The organism is Limimaricola pyoseonensis (assembly GCF_900102015.1).
GTDB lineage: Bacteria > Pseudomonadota > Alphaproteobacteria > Rhodobacterales > Rhodobacteraceae > Limimaricola > Limimaricola pyoseonensis.
Map to the genome: position 1 here is coordinate 18975 of NZ_FNAT01000014.1, position 16190 is coordinate 35164.

Here is a 16190-nt window from a genome sequence, read left to right on the forward strand (position 1 = left end):
CCTTCCTAGCCTGTCAGGCGAGTCGGGTCGTGGGCCGCCCGGCTGATCGGATGGAGGGCCGATGCCGAGACGGGTTCAATTGGGCAGCCGCCTCGCGGGCGGTGTCGCGGGGCTGCGGCGAACGGCGACGCTGGCCATGGTGCCGCTGCTGCTGATCATGGCGCTGGTCGCGGGTGGCGGCTGGGCCGCCTGGTGCATCGCGCTGGCGCTGCCCTTCACGATCGCGGCCGCGGTGCAGCGGCCGATCCTGCAGCGCAGCCGCGACACCGACCGGCTGACCGGGCTGGGCGGCCGGCAGGCGCTGGTCGCGGCGCTCGACGCGGCGCTGGCGCGCGGCACCGGCCGGCCGCGGACCACCGCCGCGATGGTGATCGAGATCGACGGCTTCAAGCTGCTCGAAGAGCGTTACGACCACCGGGCGGTCGAGCAGATCCTGCAGGCCACCGGCGAGCGGCTGCGCGACTGCCTGCGCGAGCGCGACACCGCCGCCCGGCTCGAGGGCTGCTGCTTCGGCGTCGGCCTGTCGACGGCGCGGCGGCTGGACCTCGAGACCGCGATCCAGATGGCCAGCCGCCTGCAGCGCGCCCTGTCCGAGCCGATCGCGCTCGACGGTCTGCGGGTGCATCCTTCTGTCTCCGTGGGCTTCGCGCTGGCGGCGCGGCTCGAGGCGCCGCGCGGCGAGGATCTGGTGCAGGCGGCGACGCTTGCGATGATCGAGGCGCAGCGCGCCGGCCCCGGCGCGATCCGCAGCTACTCCGAGTCGATGCAGGCCCGCATCACCGCCCGCAACAGCCTCGCCGACGAGATCGCCGCCGCGCTCGACCGCGGCGAGATCTCCGCCCATTTCCAGCCGCAGATCTCCGGCAGCACCGGCGCGGTCACCGGCGTCGAGGCGCTGGCGCGCTGGCACCACCCCGAGCGCGGGCTGATCCCGCCGGCCGAGTTCATCCCGGCGCTCGAGCAGGCCGGGCTGATGGGCCGGCTGGGCGAGCTGATGGTGCAGGACGGCCTGAACGCGCTGCGCCTTTGGGATGCCTCGGGGCTGGCGGTGCCGCGGGTCGGCGTCAACTTTAGCCGCCACGAGCTGGCCGACCCGCAGCTGGTCGAGAGGATCGCCTGGGAGATCGACCGCTTCGGGCTGGAGCCGGGCCGGCTCGCCGTCGAGGTGCTGGAGACCGTGGTGGCCGACCGCGCCGACGACATGGTGATCCGCAACCTCGCCGGGCTGGCGCGGCTGGGCTGCTGCCTCGACCTCGACGATTTCGGCACCGGGCACGCCGCCATCACCTCGATCCGCCGCTTCTCGATCCAGCGGCTGAAGATCGACCGCTCCTTCATCACCCGGATCGACGCCGATGCCGAGCAGCAGAAGATGGTCTCGGCGATCCTGACCATGGCCGAGCGGCTGGGTCTCGCCACGCTGGCCGAGGGGGTCGAGACCGAGGGCGAGCGCGAGATGCTCTCGCGGCTCGGCTGCGACCACCTGCAGGGCTTCGGCATCGCCCGGCCGATGCCGCGCCAGGACACGGCCGACTGGATCCGCGCCCGCCAGTCGACGGCGCCGATCCCGATACGGCCGCGACAGGCGCTGTGACGCCACGCGCCCGATTCCGCGCCCCGCGCCTTCCGAACAAGGGCGAAAAGGGCCTAAGGACGCCCCGCATCCGCGCGCCGGCACCGTGAAACCGCTTGACCTTCGGGGCCGTGGAGGGTTGAACCGCCACTGACCTTTTTCCGGCGATCCGAGGCGGCTTTCATGGACGATCAGAACAAGAACCTGATCCTTGCGACGGTGCTCAGCCTGGTGGTGATCATGGGCTGGTTCCTGATCTTCCCGCCCGAGGAGCAGGCCCCCTCGCCCGAGATCGACGAGGTCTCGACCGCACCGACCGAGGATCTCGGCCCCGGCACCACCGGCGACGCCGTGCCCGGCAGCGCGGTCGGCCAGGCCGCCCCGGTGGCGCAGGAGGCGCCGCGCGTCGAGATCGAGACCCCGAGCCTGACCGGCTCGCTGTCGCTGCGCGGCGGCCGGATCGACGACCTCTCGCTCGCCGGCTACCGCGAGACGCTCGACCCCGACAGCCCGCTGGTGCGGCTGCTCTCGCCGGTCGGCTCCGACACGCCCTACTACGCGCTGTGGGGCTGGGCCCCGGTCGGCGGCGAGGCGGGCCCGCTGCCCGGCCCCGACACCGTCTGGTCGCTGGAAAGCGGCGAGACGCTGACCCCCGACAGCCCGGTGACCCTGGCCTGGGACAACGGCGAGGGCCTGATCTTCCGCCGCACCGTCTCGGTCGACGAGAAGTTCATGTTCGACGTCGAACAGACGGTCGAGAACACCACCGATGCCAGCGTCACCCTCGCCCCCTACGGCTTCGTCGCCCGCCATGGCGAGCCCGACACGCAGGGCTTCTTCATCCTGCACGAGGGCGTGGTGCGGATGACCGACGGCACGCTCGAGGAGATCGACTACTCCGACATGCCCGATCTCGAGCCCGACGCCCGCGGCGCCGGCCGGGTCGACGTGGCCGAGGTCGCCTCCGACGGCTGGACCGGCTTCACCGACAAGTACTGGATGACCACGCTGATCCCCGAGCCGGGCACGCCCTTCCGCTCGGTGGTGCGCTATTCCGACCGCTCGGAGATCTACCAGACCGACAGCGTCTCCCCGGCCGTCGAGATCGCACCCGGCGCCACCGCCGCCTCGGCCACCCGGCTCTTCGCCGGCGCCAAGGAATGGGAGGCGATCCGCGGCTACCAGAACGATCTGGGCATCGACGGCTTCGTCGACTCGATCGACTGGGGCTGGTTCTTCTTCCTGACCAAGCCGATCTTCATGCTGCTGCACTTCCTCAACGGGCTGATCGGCAACATGGGCTGGGCGATCGTGGCGCTGACGCTGATCCTCAAGGCGATCGTCTTCCCGCTGGCCTACCGCTCCTACGTCTCGATGGCGAAGATGAAGGAGCTGCAGCCCGAGATGGAGGCCCTCAAGGAGCGCGCCGGCGACGACCGGCAGGAGCTGCAGAAGGGCATGATGAAGCTCTACAAGGACAACAAGGTGAACCCGGCCTCGGGCTGCCTGCCGATCCTGCTTCAGATCCCGATCTTCTTCTCGCTCTACAAGGTGATCTTCGTCACCATCGAGCTGCGGCACGCGCCCTGGTTCGGCTGGATCAACGACCTGTCGGCCCCCGACCCGTCCTCGATCCTGAACCTGTTCGGCCTGCTGCCCTTCAACGCGCCCGACCCGGCGAGCCTCTTGGCGATCATCTCGCTCGGCGTGCTGCCGATCCTGCTCGGCATCTCGATGTGGCTGCAGCAGAAGCTGAACCCGGCCCCCACCGACCCGACCCAGAAGATGGTCTTCGCCTGGATGCCCTGGGTGTTCATGTTCATGCTCGGCAACTTCGCCAGCGGCCTGGTGCTCTACTGGATCACCAACAACGTGATCACCTTCGTGCAGCAATACGCGATCATGCGCAGCCACGGCGCTAAGCCCGACGTGTTCGGCAACATCCGGTCCGGCTTCAAGCGCAAGCCCAAGCCCGCCGAGGCCAAGGCCGCCAACACCTCGCGGAAGCCCAAGAAGTGACCGGCCCGCAGATGAGCTTTCCCGAGGCCGCCCCGCCCGCGCCCGAAGAGGCCGAGGCGGGGCGGCTTCTGTTCGCGGGCGAGGTCGAGTTCCTCAAGGGCGTGGTCGCCATGGCGGGCCTGCCGCCCGCCGACCGCGCCGAGGTCTGCTTCGCCGGCCGCTCGAACGTGGGCAAGTCGACGCTGATCAACGCGCTCACCGGCCGCAAGGCGCTGGCGCGGGCCTCGAACACGCCGGGCCGGACGCAGGAGATCAACTTCTTCACCGCTGCCGAGAGCCACTACATCGTCGACCTGCCGGGCTACGGCTATGCCAACGCGCCGGTCGCGGTGGTCGAGAAGTGGCAGCGCCTGCTCAAGCAGTATCTCTCGGGCCGCCCCACCCTGCGCCGGGCCTTCGTGCTGATCGATGCGCGCCACGGCGCCAAGAAGGTCGACGAGGAGATCATGACGCTGCTGGACCGCGCCGCCGTGCCGTTCCAGGTGGTGATGACCAAGACCGACAAGGTGAGGAAGAGCGACCTCGAGCACAGCCTCGGCCTGACCCGCGCCGCGCTTGCCCGGCACCCCGCCGCCTTCCCGGAGCTGGTGCTGACCAGCTCGGAAAAGGGCGAGGGAATCGAGACGCTCCGTGCCATCATCGCGGGGCTGGGCTGACAACCACCTGACAGGGGCCTCTGATGAGGACGCAGAACATGGACCGAGACTGGATCGCCACCGCCAAGACGCTCTCAGAGGCCCTGCCCTACCTGCAGCGCTACTCGGGCGCGATCGTGGTGGTGAAGTTCGGCGGCAACGCCATGGGCGACGCCGACGCGATGGCCGAGTTCGCCCGCGACATCGTGCTGATGCGGCAGGTCGGCGTGAACCCGGTCGTGGTGCATGGCGGCGGGCCGATGATCAACGAGATGCTCGGCAAGCTCGGCATCAAGTCCGACTTCGTGCGCGGCAAGCGCGTCACCGACAAGGCCACGGTCGAGGTGGTCGAGATGGTGCTGACCGGCCTCGTCAACAAACGCATCGTGCAGGCGATCATGGACGAGGGCGGCCGCGCCGTGGGTCTCTCGGGCAAGGATGACGACCTGATGGTGGCCGAGGCCGACGACCCGGAGCTGGGCTTCGTCGGACGCCCCGTGGAGATGAACGTGCAGGTGCTGCGCGACCTCTTCGCCGCCGGGATCATCCCGGTCGTGGCGCCAGTCGCCACCGGCATGGACCCGAACGAAACCTTCAACGTCAACGGCGACACCGCCGCCGGCGCCATCGCCGGCGCGCTCGAGGCCGACCGGCTGCTGCTGCTGACCGACGTGGCCGGCGTCAAGGACGCCTCGGGCAACGTCGTCACCCAGCTCACCCCCGAGCAGGTCCGCCAGATGACCGAGGACGGCGTCATCGCCGGCGGCATGATCCCCAAGACCGAGACCGCGCTCGCCGCGCTCGAGAAGGGCGTGCGCGCGGTGGTGATCCTCGACGGCCGCCTGCCCAACGCCTCGCTCCTGGAGCTCTTCACCGAGCATGGCGCGGGCTCGATCATCCGCTCGACCGAGAGCCGGGTGAAGCCGCGGGGGGCGTGAACATGCGCCGCCTCGTCCTGATCCGTCACGCCAAGTCGGACTGGGGGGACGAAGGCACGCGCGACCACGACCGTCACCTCGCCGAGCGCGGCCGCCACGACGCGCCGCGCATGGGCGCCTGGCTGCAGGCGCAGGGGCTGGTGCCCGGGCTGGTGCTGTGCTCGACCGCGACGCGCACCCGCGAGACTCTGGCGCTGATGCTGCCCGAATGGGCGGAGCAGCCGCAGGTCGAGCACCGCGCCGAGCTGTACGCCGCCGCCCCCGCGACGCTCCTCAAGGCCGCCCGCGAGAGCGGCGCCGAGAGCGTGGCCCTCGTCGCCCACAACCCCGGCATCGGCGCGCTGGCCGCGCAGATGGCCGTGGCCGCGCCCGAGCATCCGAAGTTCCGCCGCTACCCCACCGCCGCGATCACCGTGCTGGAGTTCGACGAGGCGATGGCCGCCGGGCGCGGCCGGGTGCTGGCCTTCGCGGTGCCCAAGGACCTCTAGGGCGCCGCCACCGGTCTTTCTCTCCAACCCTCGCCCGGGTGCTGCCCAGCCCGCCACAAGACGCGCCTCGCGGCCCGACTCGATCCCCGTTGCGAACAGCACGGACTGCCGGCGGCCGCCGGGGCATGATGGTCCGCGCCATGAGAAAGGGGCCGGTCCCTTCGGACCGGCCCCTGCCCCGCATCCCGATCGAGCGCACGGGCTCAGTGCCCGAGGATCTGGCTCAGGAACAGCTTGGTGCGGTCCGACTTGGGGTTCTTGAAGAACTCCTCCGGCTCGTTCTGCTCGACGATCTGGCCCTGGTCCATGAAGATGACCCGGTTGGCGACCTGCCGCGCGAAGCCCATCTCGTGGGTCACGCAGAGCATGGTCATGCCCTCCTCGGCCAGCTCGATCATGGTGTCGAGCACCTCCTTGATCATCTCCGGGTCGAGCGCCGAGGTCGGCTCGTCGAAGAGCATGATCCTGGGCTTCATGCACAGCGACCGGGCGATCGCCACGCGCTGCTGCTGGCCGCCCGAGAGCTGGCCCGGATACTTGTGCGCCTGCTCGGGGATCTTCACCTTCTCGAGGAAGTGCATCGCCACCTCCTCGGCCTCGCGCTTGGGCGTCTTGCGGACCCAGATCGGCGCGAGCGTGCAGTTCTCGAGGATGGTCAGGTGCGGGAAGAGGTTGAAGTGCTGGAAGCACATCCCGACCTCCGAGCGGATCTTGTCGATGTTCTTCAGGTCCGAGCTGAGCTCGGTCCCGTCGACGACGATCCGGCCGGCCTGGTGCTCCTCGAGCCGGTTGATGCAGCGGATCAGCGTCGACTTGCCCGAGCCCGAGGGCCCGCAGATCACGATCCGCTCGCCGCGATAGACGGTGAGGTCGATGTCGCGCAGCACGTGGAACGAGCCGTACCACTTGTTCATGCCCGAGATCTCGATCGCGACCTCGTCGGAGACCTGCATCTGGCTGCGGTCGATCTCGCGCGCGGCGGCGGGGTTGGTGGCGAGGTCCGTCATGGCGCCCTCCTTACTTGTGGCCGCGCTGGAGCTTCTTCTCCAGGTACAGCGAATAGCGGGACATGCTGAAGCAGCAGATGAAGAACAGGAGCCCGATGAAGACGAAGAGCTCCCAGTAGATGCCGTTCCACTCGGTGGTGGCGCGGATCGCGTTCGACAGGCCGATCGGGTCGAAGAGACCGATGAACACCACCAGCGTCGTGTCCTTGAACAGGCCGATGAAGGTGTTGACGATGCCCGGGATCGAGATCTTGAGCGCCTGCGGCAGGATGATCAGCCGCATCGACTGCCAGTAGGACAGGCCGAGGCTGTCGGCGCCCTCGTACTGGCCCTTGGGAAGCGCCGCGAGACCGCCGCGCACCACCTCGGCGATGTAGGCGGCCGCGAACAGCGTCACCATGATGATCACGCGCAGCATCAGGTCGAAATTGGTGCCCGGCGGCAGGAAGTAGTTCAGCAGGAGCGAGGCGGTGAACAGCCAGACGATCAGCGGCACGCCGCGGATGATCTCGATGAAGCCGACCGACACCTTGTTGATGATGAACAGGTCCGACTGCCGGCCCAGCGCCAGCAGGATCCCCAGCGGCAGCGACAGGATGATCGCCGCGATGCCGATGATGAAGGACAGCATGAAGCCGCCGAAATCCTGCGAGGGCACGTATTCGATGCCGATCCCCACGACCTGCTCCAGCTCGCGCGCCAGCGGCCCGGCGGTGTAGAACCAGTAGACGATCGGCAGCGCCGCCGAGACGATGGCGGCCACCAGCGTGCCGGCCATCGGCGCCAGCGCCCGCCACGCCGCCCAGCCCAGCACGAAGCCGAGGGCCACCGCGACCGGGAACCAGGCCGAGCCGCCCCAGAGCAGCCAGAACATCACGAAGGGCGAGACGGCGGTGAACCACAGCGCGCCGCGCGGCACCTGCGCGAACAGCACCGGCGCGATCGCCGCGAGGAAGATGACCAGCGCCAGCACCGGCCGCCAGTAGAGCTCGGACGGGTAGAAGCCGAACATCAGCTGCTGCCAGCGGTCCACCAGCACCGCCCAGCAGGCGGCGGAGGCGCCCTCGCCCAGCGTGGCGTCGCGGATCTCGCGGCACTCGCTCAGCGAGCCGGCGTTCCAGATGCCGCTCACCACCCAAGGCAGCGTGTGCGCCAGCGCCCAGTAGATCACGTAGAGCGAGACCAGCGTCAGCACGATGTTGAACCAGCCCGAGAACAGGTTCTCGCGCAGCCACAGGATCGCGCCGCGATTGCTGACCGGAGGCTCGGCCTGCGGCAGCATGGTCTCGCGGACATAGGAGACGGTCTGGGAATGCGTGTCCGACATCTCAGCGCTCCTTCAGCTTGACGCTGGAATTGTAGACGTTCATCGCGCCCGAGATGACGAGGCTGGTCACCAGGTAGAACAGCCCCAGCAGCAGCATCCCTTCCAGCTCCTTGCCGGTCTGGTTGATGGTGATGCCGCCCAGGGTCGAGCGCACGTCCATGTAGCCCACCGCGATCGCCAGTGACGAGTTCTTGGTGAGGTTGAGATATTGCGAGATCATCGGCGGGATGATCACCCGCAGCGCCTGCGGCAGGATCACGAGGCGCATGGTGCGCGAGGGCTTGATGCCCAGCGCGAAGGCCGCCTCGGTCTGGCCCTTCGACACCGACAGGATGCCGCCGCGCACGTTCTCGGCGATGAAGGCGCCGGTGTAGAGCGACAGCGCCAGCCACAGCGCGATCAGCGAGTTCCTGAGCTGCAGCCCGCCCTCGAAGTTGAAGCCGCCGAGGATCGGCCGCTCGAACTCGACAGGGTTGCCGCGCGTGATGGTGTCGCTCAGCGCCACGGCGCCGGCCGGCACGCTGGCCGCGATGGTCGAGGCCGGCAGCGACAGGATGTTGCAGCGCCCGGCCTCGGCCGCGGCGATCGCCTCGGCGCCGTCGGCGACCGGGACGAGGTTGAAGCGCAGGTCGTTGGCCCGCATCAGCCGGCGCAGGTTCAGCGACTCGGTCGAGAAGGGCACGGTGCAGGCGTTGATCGCCTGCTGCGAGCCCGCGTAATCGGCCAGCGTCATGCCCTCGCTCGCGCCCGTGGCGAGCACCGGCTGGACCTGGCGGCCCGAGGTCAGCGACAGCGCGAGGAAGGCGACCGTGACCGGCACCAGGAGCAGGCCCAGCGTGCCCCAGCCGATCGGCAGGATGCGCCCGGTCTGTTCCTGCGTCCTGTGGGCGTAGCGGCGCCAGAAGAAGATCGCGACCAGCGACAGCAGCAGCACGGCGAGCAGGATGCCCGCGCCCGCGCCCCAGAACGGCGCCGGGATGAAGACGCCGCGATTGGTGATGGCGACCGTGTCGCCGAGGATCATCGCGGCGTCGCCGCCCTCGCGGAAGTCGCGCGGCTGCGGCGTGGCCTCGGTCATCAGCGCGAAGATCAGCAGGATCCACAGCAGCAGCGGGATGTTGCGGAAGCCCTCGACATAGACCGCCATCAGCTTGGCGATGAGCCAGTTCTTCGACAGCCGCAGCACGCCCGCCAGCACGCCGATCACGGTGGCCAGCGCGCAGCCCAGAACGGCGACGAGCAGGGTGTTGAGGATGCCGACCAGCGCGGCGCGCGCATGGCTCGAGGTGCTGTCGTATTCGACCAGCCGCTGGTTGATGTCGTAGCCCGCGCGCTGCCCGAGGAACCCGAAGTCGAAGTCCTTGCCCAGAGCCTGCAGGTTGGCGACGGTGTTCGACACCAGCCAGCTCAACCCCAGCATCAGCGCGATGAAGGCGATCACCTGGATCGTGAGGGAGCGGTAGCGGGTGTCGTAGATCAGCTGGCTAGGGTGAAACCCCGCCTTCGGAGGTTCCGAGGTCGTCGTCATGATATGGTCCCCGTTGGTCCCCTCGCCCGGTTGTCGCGCCGGTTGCTCCGGCTGCGCCCGTCGATGGGGGCGGCGCGTGTCGCGCCGTGTTCGGTGTTGGTGGGGAGGGGCGGCGCACCGCCCCTCCCGGTCAGGTTAGCGGAACGGCGGCGCGTAGATCAGGCCACCATTGGTCCACTGCGCGTTCAGGCCGCGCGCCAGACCGATCGGGGTGTTCTCGCCGATGTTCTTCTCGAAGATCTCGCCGTAGTTGCCGCCGGCGGCGATGGCCTTCTTGGCCCAGTCGCTCTCGAGGCCGATCATCGCGCCGAGCTCGCCCTCGGTGCCGAGAAGGCGGTTCACCTCGGGGTTGGAGCCCGGGGCGGCGGCCAGCTCGTTCACGTTGGCCGAGGTCACGCCGTACTCTTCCGCAGCGATCAGCGCGTTGAGCGTCCAGCGGACGATGTCGGCCCACTCGTTGTCGCCATGGCGCACCAGCGGCCCGAGCGGCTCCTTGGAGATGATCTCCGGCAGGATCACGTGGTCGGCCGGGTTCTCGAAGGTGGCGCGGGTGGCGGCCAGGCCCGAGGCGTCGGTGGTGTAGGCGTCGCAGGCACCGGCGAGGTACTGCTGCTGGCCCTCGGCGTTGGTCTCGATCGGCACCGGCTCGTAGCTCATGTTGTTGTTGCGGAAGAAGTCCGCGAGGTTGAGCTCGGTGGTGGTGCCGGTCTGGATGCAGACGGTGGCGCCGTCCAGATCCTTGGCCGAGGAGACGCCCAGCGCGGTCGGGACGATGAAGCCTTGGCCGTCATAGTAGTTCACGCCGACGAAATCGAACTTGAGGTCGGTGTCGCGCGAGAAGGTCCAGGTGGTGTTGCGGGCCAGCATGTCGATTTCGCCCGAGGCCAGCGCGGTGAAGCGGGTCTGGCCGGTGGTGGGCACGAAGTTCACGGCGGTCGGGTCGTCCAGCACCGCGGCGGCCACGGCGCGGCAGACGCTGACGTCGAAGCCCTCCCAGACGCCGTTGGCGTCGGGGGCGCCGAAGCCGGCGAGGCCCGTGACCACGCCGCAGTTCAGCTCGCCGCGCTCCTTGACCTCGTCGAGCGTGGCGGCCTGCGCCGCTCCGGCGACGAGACCGGTGACGGTCAGGGCGCCGAAGAGTACGGATTTCTTCATGTTTACCTCTTCCTGAGTTCCACGCCCGCTTTGCCCGCGAACGCATTCTTATGGACCGTCCGGAGACGGCAGAGAGATGCGGGGGCCGCTGCGGCCCCGACGGGCACAGTTGGGCAACAATTGCATGTCAGGTCAAGGGTCGCGCCCGGCGGGGCCGCCGGGCGGAACGCTGCGGAACGGCGCGGGGCGCCGCGTCAACGGGCCGCGAGCAGGTTCCAGAAGCGGGCCGCGTCGAGGAAGGCCGCGCGCTTCACCGCGGCCATGGCCTGCGCCTCCTCGTCCTCGCCCCATTGCTCGATCTGCCAGTCCTCGTCGAGCCGCGACAGCCGCCAGGCCTCCTCCGGCGCGAGCCGGTCCTCGACCACGGCGAGCGCCAGCACCAGAGAGCCCGACAGCGCCACGAGGTCGTGGAACGCGGCCAGCCGGAACGGGTCGAGCGCCTCGACCGGCGCGGAGAGCCGCGCGAGATCGTCCTGCGCCTGCTCGACCGGCATCACGCCGGCCGCGAGCTTGAGCCGCGCGCCATGCGCCTCGGCCACCCAGTCGAGCAGCGGGTCCCACTCGGCGGTCTGGCGGGCGGCCAGCTCGGCCGGCATCTCGGCGCGGTAGCACAGCAGGTCGGAGCCGCCATAGGCGGCCAGCATCCCGGCCACGGCGGCGCGCTGCGGGCCGACCTTGTCGATCGCCGAGTTGGCGGTGCGGGTGACCGGCATCGCGCCGGGATCGATCCGCTCCTCCTGCCGGTCCCATTCCTCGGCCACGGCCTGCGCCAGCGCCTCGGTCGGCAGCACCAGCAGCGCCTTGGCCGGGGTGCGCACGGGCCGGGCGTCGAGCAGCACCTGCCAGCCGCCCTCGACCGGCGCGGTGGTGGCGGTTTTCCAGAAGCGCTTGGCCTTCCATTCGCTCATCGCGTCGTCTCCATGAGCTGGTCGAGCGCGCCCGGCAGGGCGGCCCAGTCGTGAATGATGCGGTCGGCGCGCAGGCCCGCGGCGGGCTGGTAGCCCCAGCCGACGCCGATCGAGGCGACGCCGGCGGCGCGCGCCATGTCGATGTCGAAGCCGGTGTCGCCGATCATCACGGCGCGCGTGGGCGCGACGCCGGTGTCGGACAGCGCGGCCCGGATCATCGCCGGGTTCGGCTTCGAGGGGTGGTCGTCCGCGGTCTGGCGGCTGGCGAAGACGCCCTCGAGCCGATGCGCCGCGATCAGCCGGTCGAGCCCGCGCCGCGACTTGCCGGTGGCCACGGCGAGCAGCGTCCAGGGCTCGGCCGCCAGCCGGTCGAGGGCCTGGCGCGCGCCGGGGTAGAACGGGCTCGAATCGGGCCCGTGCGCCTCGCGCAGCCCGGCATAGGCCTCGCAATAGGCGGCGATCATCCGGGCGCGGCGCCCCTCCTCCGCGTCGGGCGCGAGGCGGGCGAAGGTCTCGGGCAGCGACAGCCCGACGCCCGAGAGCACCTCCTCGCGCCCCGGCGCGGCCAGCCCCTCGGCCGCGAAGGCCGCTTCCATCGCCGAGAGGATGTCGCGCTGGCTGTCGACCAGCGTGCCGTCGACGTCAAAGATCACCAGCCGCAGTTCGGTCATGCGTCGAACTCGTCCGGGTCGAACGGGTCCATCGGCGCGTCGCGTGTGTCCCAGCCGAAGAAGTCCCAGGTCCGCTCCATGTGCTCGGGCAGCGGCGCCACGATCTGCAGCACCGCCTTCGTGACCGGGTGCTCGATCTTCAGCGAGCGGGCATGCAGGTGCAGCTTGCGGTCGATCTCGGCGCCCAGACCCGCGCCCCAGCCGTCGCCGAGGTTCTCCTGCCCCGAGCCGCCATACTTGCCGTCGCCGATGATCGGGTGGCCCAGCTCGGCCATGTGGGCGCGCAGCTGGTGCGTGCGGCCGGTGACCGGCACCAGCGCCATCCACGAGACCCGCTGGCCGAGCGCGCTCAGCGTCGCGAAATCGGTCACGGCGCGCTTGGCGCCGGGGGTGCCGGCCACCTCGGCGGGGTGGACGCACTGCATCTTCTCGCCCTCGCCGCCCTTGCCGTGGCCCGGCGCCTTGACGAGGCCGTACTTGATCGTGCCGGCCTTGGGATGCGGCGCGCCGGCAACGGCGGCCCAGTAGATCTTGCGGGTCTCGCGGTGCTTGAGGTTCTCGACCAGTCCCTTGGCGGCGGTGCGGGTGCGCGCCAGCAGCAGCACGCCCGAGGTGTCGCGGTCGAGCCGGTGCACGAGGCGCGGCTTGTCCTCGAAGCCGTCGCGCAGCGCCTCGGCGAGACCGTCGACATGCTTGGCCACGCCGGAGCCGCCCTGCGTCGCCAGGCCGGCGGGCTTGTTGATCGCGATGATGTGGTCGTCGCGGTAGATCACGCAGCCGCGGATCATCTCGGCGTCCTTCTTCGAGACCGTGAAGCGGTCCACCGGACGGCTCTCGACCTCGTGCGGCTCGGGGATCGGCGGCACGCGCACGCTCTGGCCGACCTCGAGCCGGGTGGCGGGCTTGACGCGCCCGCCCTCGACCCTGAGTTCGCCCTTGCGGCACATCTTCTCGATCCGGGTCTGCACCAGATGCGGAAAGCGCCGCTTCAGCCAGCGGTCGAGCCGCTGGTCGCCCTCGTCCGGGCCCACGGTGATGGTCTGCACGCCGCTCATGAGAGGCTCCTTGCGATCCAGAGACCCGAGGCGCAGGCCCCGAGCGAAAGTATGACCGACCCCGACGCATAGGCCAGCGCCGCCCCGGCGCGGCCCGCCTCGACCAGCCGCAGCGTGTCGAGCGAGAAGGCCGAAAAGGTGGTGAAGCCGCCCAGCAGCCCGGTCACCAGCAGCGGGGCCAGAAGACCGCCCCGCCCCGACAGCCCCACCCAGAGCGCCCCGATCGCCAGCGACCCCGCGACGTTGACCGCGAGCGTCCCCAGCGGAAAGGCGAGGGCCTGCCCGACCAGGAACCGCAGGCTCGCGCCCACCGCCCCGCCGAGCGCCACGAATGCGAGGGATGTCATCATCCGCGCTGTCTCTTTGGGCCTGCGCCGCTTGTCAAGCGGCGCGCCGGCCCGGCCCGCGTCCCGCCGCCCCTGCGCCGTGATAGGATGACGATGCCGACCCGATTCCGGCCCGGCGGCAGCGAGAAGGAGACGCCATGGGATTGCTCGTCGAATACAGCCTGAAGGAGGGCCAGTCGGACGCGCAGGAGCGCGCGCTGCGGGACCTCGTCGCGGGGCTGCGCGAGGAAGGGACCGAGGGCTTCAGCTATACCGGCTACGCCACCGACGACCCGGCCCGCTTCATCGGCCTGTTCGAGTTCGAGGACGACGCGGCCAAGCAGCGCTTTCTCGACAGCCGGGCCTTCGCGGCCTACCGCGACGGTGCCAAGGCCCGCTTCACCGCGCCGCCGGGCAGCACGCCCATCCGCCGCGTGGCCTCCACGCGCGACTGAGACCGCCGCCTCAGCCGTCCTCGCCACGCCTGCGCTTCTCGCGCAGGCCGGCGAAGAACTCGACCCGCTTCTTCAGCTCGCGCTCGTGGCCGCGGTCGACGGGCAGGTAATAGACCCCGCGCCGCATACCTTCGGGGAAGTAGTCCTGCCCCGAGAAGGCGTCCTCGGCATTGTGGTCGTAGGCGTAGCCCTTGCCGTAGCCCTGGTCCTTCATCAGCCGCGTCGGCGCGTTGAGGATGTGCTTGGGCGGCGGCTCCGAGCCGGTCTTCTTCGCCTCGGCCATCGCCGCCTTGAAGGCCGCGTAGCCGGCGTTGGATTTCGGCGCGAGCGCGAGATAGGTCACCGCCTGCCCCAGCGCCAGCTCGCCCTCGGGGCTGCCCAGCCGCTCGTAGGTTTCCCAGGCGTGCAGGCAGATGGTCTGCGCCTGCGGGTCGGCCAGGCCGATATCCTCGACCGCCATGCGGGTGATGCGCCGCGCGAGGTAGCGCGGATCCTCGCCCCCCGTCAGCATCCGCGCCAGCCAGTAGAGCGCGGCGTCGGGGTCCGAGCCGCGAACCGACTTGTGCAGCGCGGAGATGAGGTTGTAGTGCTCGTCGCCCGACTTGTCGTATTTCGCCGCCCGCTTGGTCAGCCGCGATGTCAGCGCGTCGACGCCCATCTTCACGTCGGTCTTCCAGGCCGCCACCTGCTCGATCAGGTTCAGAAGCGCCCGGCCGTCGCCATCGGCCATCTCGAGCAGCGCCTCGCGCGCCATGCCGTCGAGCGGCAGCGCCCGGCCCAGCTCCTTCTCGGCGCGCTGGGCGAGGCGTTCGAGATCGGCGAGGTCGAGCCGGGTCAGCACCAGCACCTGCGCGCGGCTGAGCAGCGCGGCGTTCAGCTCGAACGAGGGGTTCTCGGTGGTGGCGCCGACCAGAAGGATCGTGCCGTCCTCCATGTGCGGCAGGAAGCCGTCCTGCTGCGCCTTGTTGAAGCGGTGGATCTCGTCGACGAAGAGCAGCGTCCCCCGCCCCTGCCGGCGGCGCAGCTTGGCGGCCTCGAACACCTTCTTGAGGTCGGCCACGCCGGTGAAGATCGCGCTGATCTGTTCGAAATGCAGGTCGGTCGCGTCGGCCAGCAGCCGTGCGATGGTGGTCTTGCCGACCCCGGGTGGCCCCCAGAACACCAGCGACGACATCGTTCCCGAGGCGAGCATCGCGCCCAGCGGCGCCTCCGGGCCGAGCACCTGGCCCTGGCCGATCACCTCCTCGAGTGTCCGGGGCCGCAGCCGGTCGGCCAATGGCCGCGGCGCCCCGTCCGGCACGCTCTCCCGCGCCGTGGCCGACGCGGCGGCCCGTGGCGCGGCGCGCTCTATGCCGGACTCTGGGATGTTGTCGAACAGATCGGCCATGACACCATATCTAGTGCAACTGTGGATAAGTGCAAAGAGAGAACGGTGTCATGGCCTTGCCGGCCGGGCGTTAGTGCATCTGGGTCGAGAAGTCGATCCACACGGCCTGATAATCGATGCCGCCCATGTTCATGACGCGGCCGGCCGGGTCCATCTCGAGCTGGCAGCGCCCGGCCCAGCGATTCCAGTTCGACGGCAGCAGCGCGACCATCCGGCGAATGCCCTCCTCGCGCGAGGTGCGCAGCATCTGCATCACCAGCCGCATCCGCACCTTCTGGCGCACCGCGGCGGGGATGTCGCGCGCGACGAAGCCGCGCGTCACCTCCCAGGTGCCTTCCTTCACCGGCGCGTCGGAGAAGAGCAGGTCCGACGGGATCGACTCGAGCAGGCCGCGCTGCGCGTCGCGGATCATGTAGCTGTAGATGCCGCAGCGGGCGGTGGTGGGCGTCATCCGGACGCCGGCCAGCACCTGCCCGGCATCGTTGTGCACGGCCACCCAGCGCGAGACCGGGGTGTCGTACTGGTCGTACTCCATCCCCATGGTCTCCGGCAGGTCCCAGCGATTCTTGAGGATGAAGGATTCCCGGCGGGCGCGAAGGATGTTCGCAAAAAGCTCGCCGTGATTGTGCATGTTCGCGAAGGACAACGTGGTGCTGTGCATGGTCGCTTCTCCGGGCGGGGTGAGTGGTGGACCCGTCAGCCGCCCGCGGGAAGAGAC

General features: G+C 70.0%; 16 protein-coding genes. 6 read left to right on the plus strand and 10 right to left on the minus strand.

All coding sequences use genetic code 11. The features are described from left to right. The first annotated feature begins 61 nt into the window (after window positions 1-61). The 5 genes from BLT43_RS17935 to BLT43_RS17955 all read left to right on the plus strand — a co-directional run bounded on the left by BLT43_RS17935 (window position 62) and on the right by BLT43_RS17955 (window position 5653). Complete coding sequence (locus BLT43_RS17935) at window positions 62-1594, plus strand: putative bifunctional diguanylate cyclase/phosphodiesterase (RefSeq protein ID WP_090115147.1); 1533 nt, start codon at window positions 62-64, stop codon at window positions 1592-1594. A 162-nt stretch (window positions 1595-1756) separates the two neighbouring features. Continuing rightward, entirely contained in the window at window positions 1757-3592 is a 1836-nt protein-coding gene (yidC, locus tag BLT43_RS17940; protein ID WP_090115149.1) for a membrane protein insertase YidC, read from the plus strand. An 11-nt stretch (window positions 3593-3603) separates the two neighbouring features. Beyond that, window positions 3604-4248, plus strand: a complete 645-nt coding sequence (yihA, locus tag BLT43_RS17945) for a ribosome biogenesis GTP-binding protein YihA/YsxC (protein ID WP_090115231.1) — start codon at window positions 3604-3606, stop codon at window positions 4246-4248. Window positions 4249-4271: 23 nt separating this feature from the next. Further along, entirely contained in the window at window positions 4272-5165 is an 894-nt protein-coding gene (gene argB, locus BLT43_RS17950; RefSeq protein ID WP_090115151.1) for an acetylglutamate kinase, read from the plus strand. Window positions 5166-5167: 2 nt separating this feature from the next. Continuing rightward, window positions 5168-5653 (plus strand): SixA phosphatase family protein, encoded by a 486-nt coding sequence (locus BLT43_RS17955; RefSeq protein WP_090115153.1) that lies wholly within the window; start codon window positions 5168-5170, stop codon window positions 5651-5653. Between the two features lie 203 nt (window positions 5654-5856). Here BLT43_RS17955 and BLT43_RS17960 read toward each other — a convergent pair whose 3' ends face one another. The 8 genes from BLT43_RS17960 to BLT43_RS17995 all read right to left on the minus strand — a co-directional run bounded on the left by BLT43_RS17960 (window position 5857) and on the right by BLT43_RS17995 (window position 13654). Beyond that, window positions 5857-6660, minus strand: coding sequence for an amino acid ABC transporter ATP-binding protein (locus BLT43_RS17960; protein WP_090115155.1), 804 nt, complete (start codon window positions 6658-6660; stop codon window positions 5857-5859). 10 nt (window positions 6661-6670) lie between these two features. Then, window positions 6671-7987 (minus strand): amino acid ABC transporter permease, encoded by a 1317-nt coding sequence (locus tag BLT43_RS17965; protein WP_090115157.1) that lies wholly within the window; start codon window positions 7985-7987, stop codon window positions 6671-6673. A gap of 1 nt (window position 7988) precedes the next feature. Further along, window positions 7989-9515, minus strand: coding sequence for an amino acid ABC transporter permease (locus tag BLT43_RS17970; RefSeq protein ID WP_090115159.1), 1527 nt, complete (start codon window positions 9513-9515; stop codon window positions 7989-7991). A gap of 135 nt (window positions 9516-9650) precedes the next feature. After that, the gene (locus tag BLT43_RS17975; protein WP_090115161.1) at window positions 9651-10670 is read right to left on the minus strand and encodes an amino acid ABC transporter substrate-binding protein; all 1020 of its coding nucleotides are present in this window, start codon (window positions 10668-10670) and stop codon (window positions 9651-9653) included. A gap of 194 nt (window positions 10671-10864) precedes the next feature. Beyond that, entirely contained in the window at window positions 10865-11578 is a 714-nt protein-coding gene (locus BLT43_RS17980; protein WP_090115164.1) for an ATP12 family chaperone protein, read from the minus strand. Further along, window positions 11575-12249 (minus strand): HAD-IA family hydrolase, encoded by a 675-nt coding sequence (locus BLT43_RS17985; RefSeq protein WP_090115166.1) that lies wholly within the window; start codon window positions 12247-12249, stop codon window positions 11575-11577. The genes BLT43_RS17980 and BLT43_RS17985 overlap by 4 nt, the downstream gene beginning before the upstream one ends. Beyond that, window positions 12246-13304: an RluA family pseudouridine synthase gene (locus BLT43_RS17990; RefSeq protein WP_090115168.1), complete on the minus strand. Its 1059-nt coding sequence runs from the start codon at window positions 13302-13304 to the stop codon at window positions 12246-12248. Before BLT43_RS17990 ends, BLT43_RS17985 begins: the two co-directional genes overlap by 4 nt. Next, entirely contained in the window at window positions 13301-13654 is a 354-nt protein-coding gene (locus BLT43_RS17995) for a fluoride efflux transporter FluC (RefSeq protein ID WP_090115170.1), read from the minus strand. Before BLT43_RS17995 ends, BLT43_RS17990 begins: the two co-directional genes overlap by 4 nt. Before the next feature lie 134 nt (window positions 13655-13788). On the opposite strand from BLT43_RS17995, the gene BLT43_RS18000 reads away from it, so the two are divergent. Continuing rightward, window positions 13789-14085: a putative quinol monooxygenase gene (locus BLT43_RS18000; RefSeq protein ID WP_090115172.1), complete on the plus strand. Its 297-nt coding sequence runs from the start codon at window positions 13789-13791 to the stop codon at window positions 14083-14085. A 10-nt stretch (window positions 14086-14095) separates the two neighbouring features. Here the strand turns inward: BLT43_RS18000 and BLT43_RS18005 are convergent, their stop codons facing one another. Next, window positions 14096-15472 (minus strand): replication-associated recombination protein A, encoded by a 1377-nt coding sequence (locus BLT43_RS18005; protein WP_090115174.1) that lies wholly within the window; start codon window positions 15470-15472, stop codon window positions 14096-14098. 70 nt (window positions 15473-15542) lie between these two features. Then, window positions 15543-16133, minus strand: a complete 591-nt coding sequence (locus BLT43_RS18010; protein WP_090115176.1) for an acyl-homoserine-lactone synthase — start codon at window positions 16131-16133, stop codon at window positions 15543-15545. Between the last annotated feature and the right edge of the window lie 57 nt (window positions 16134-16190).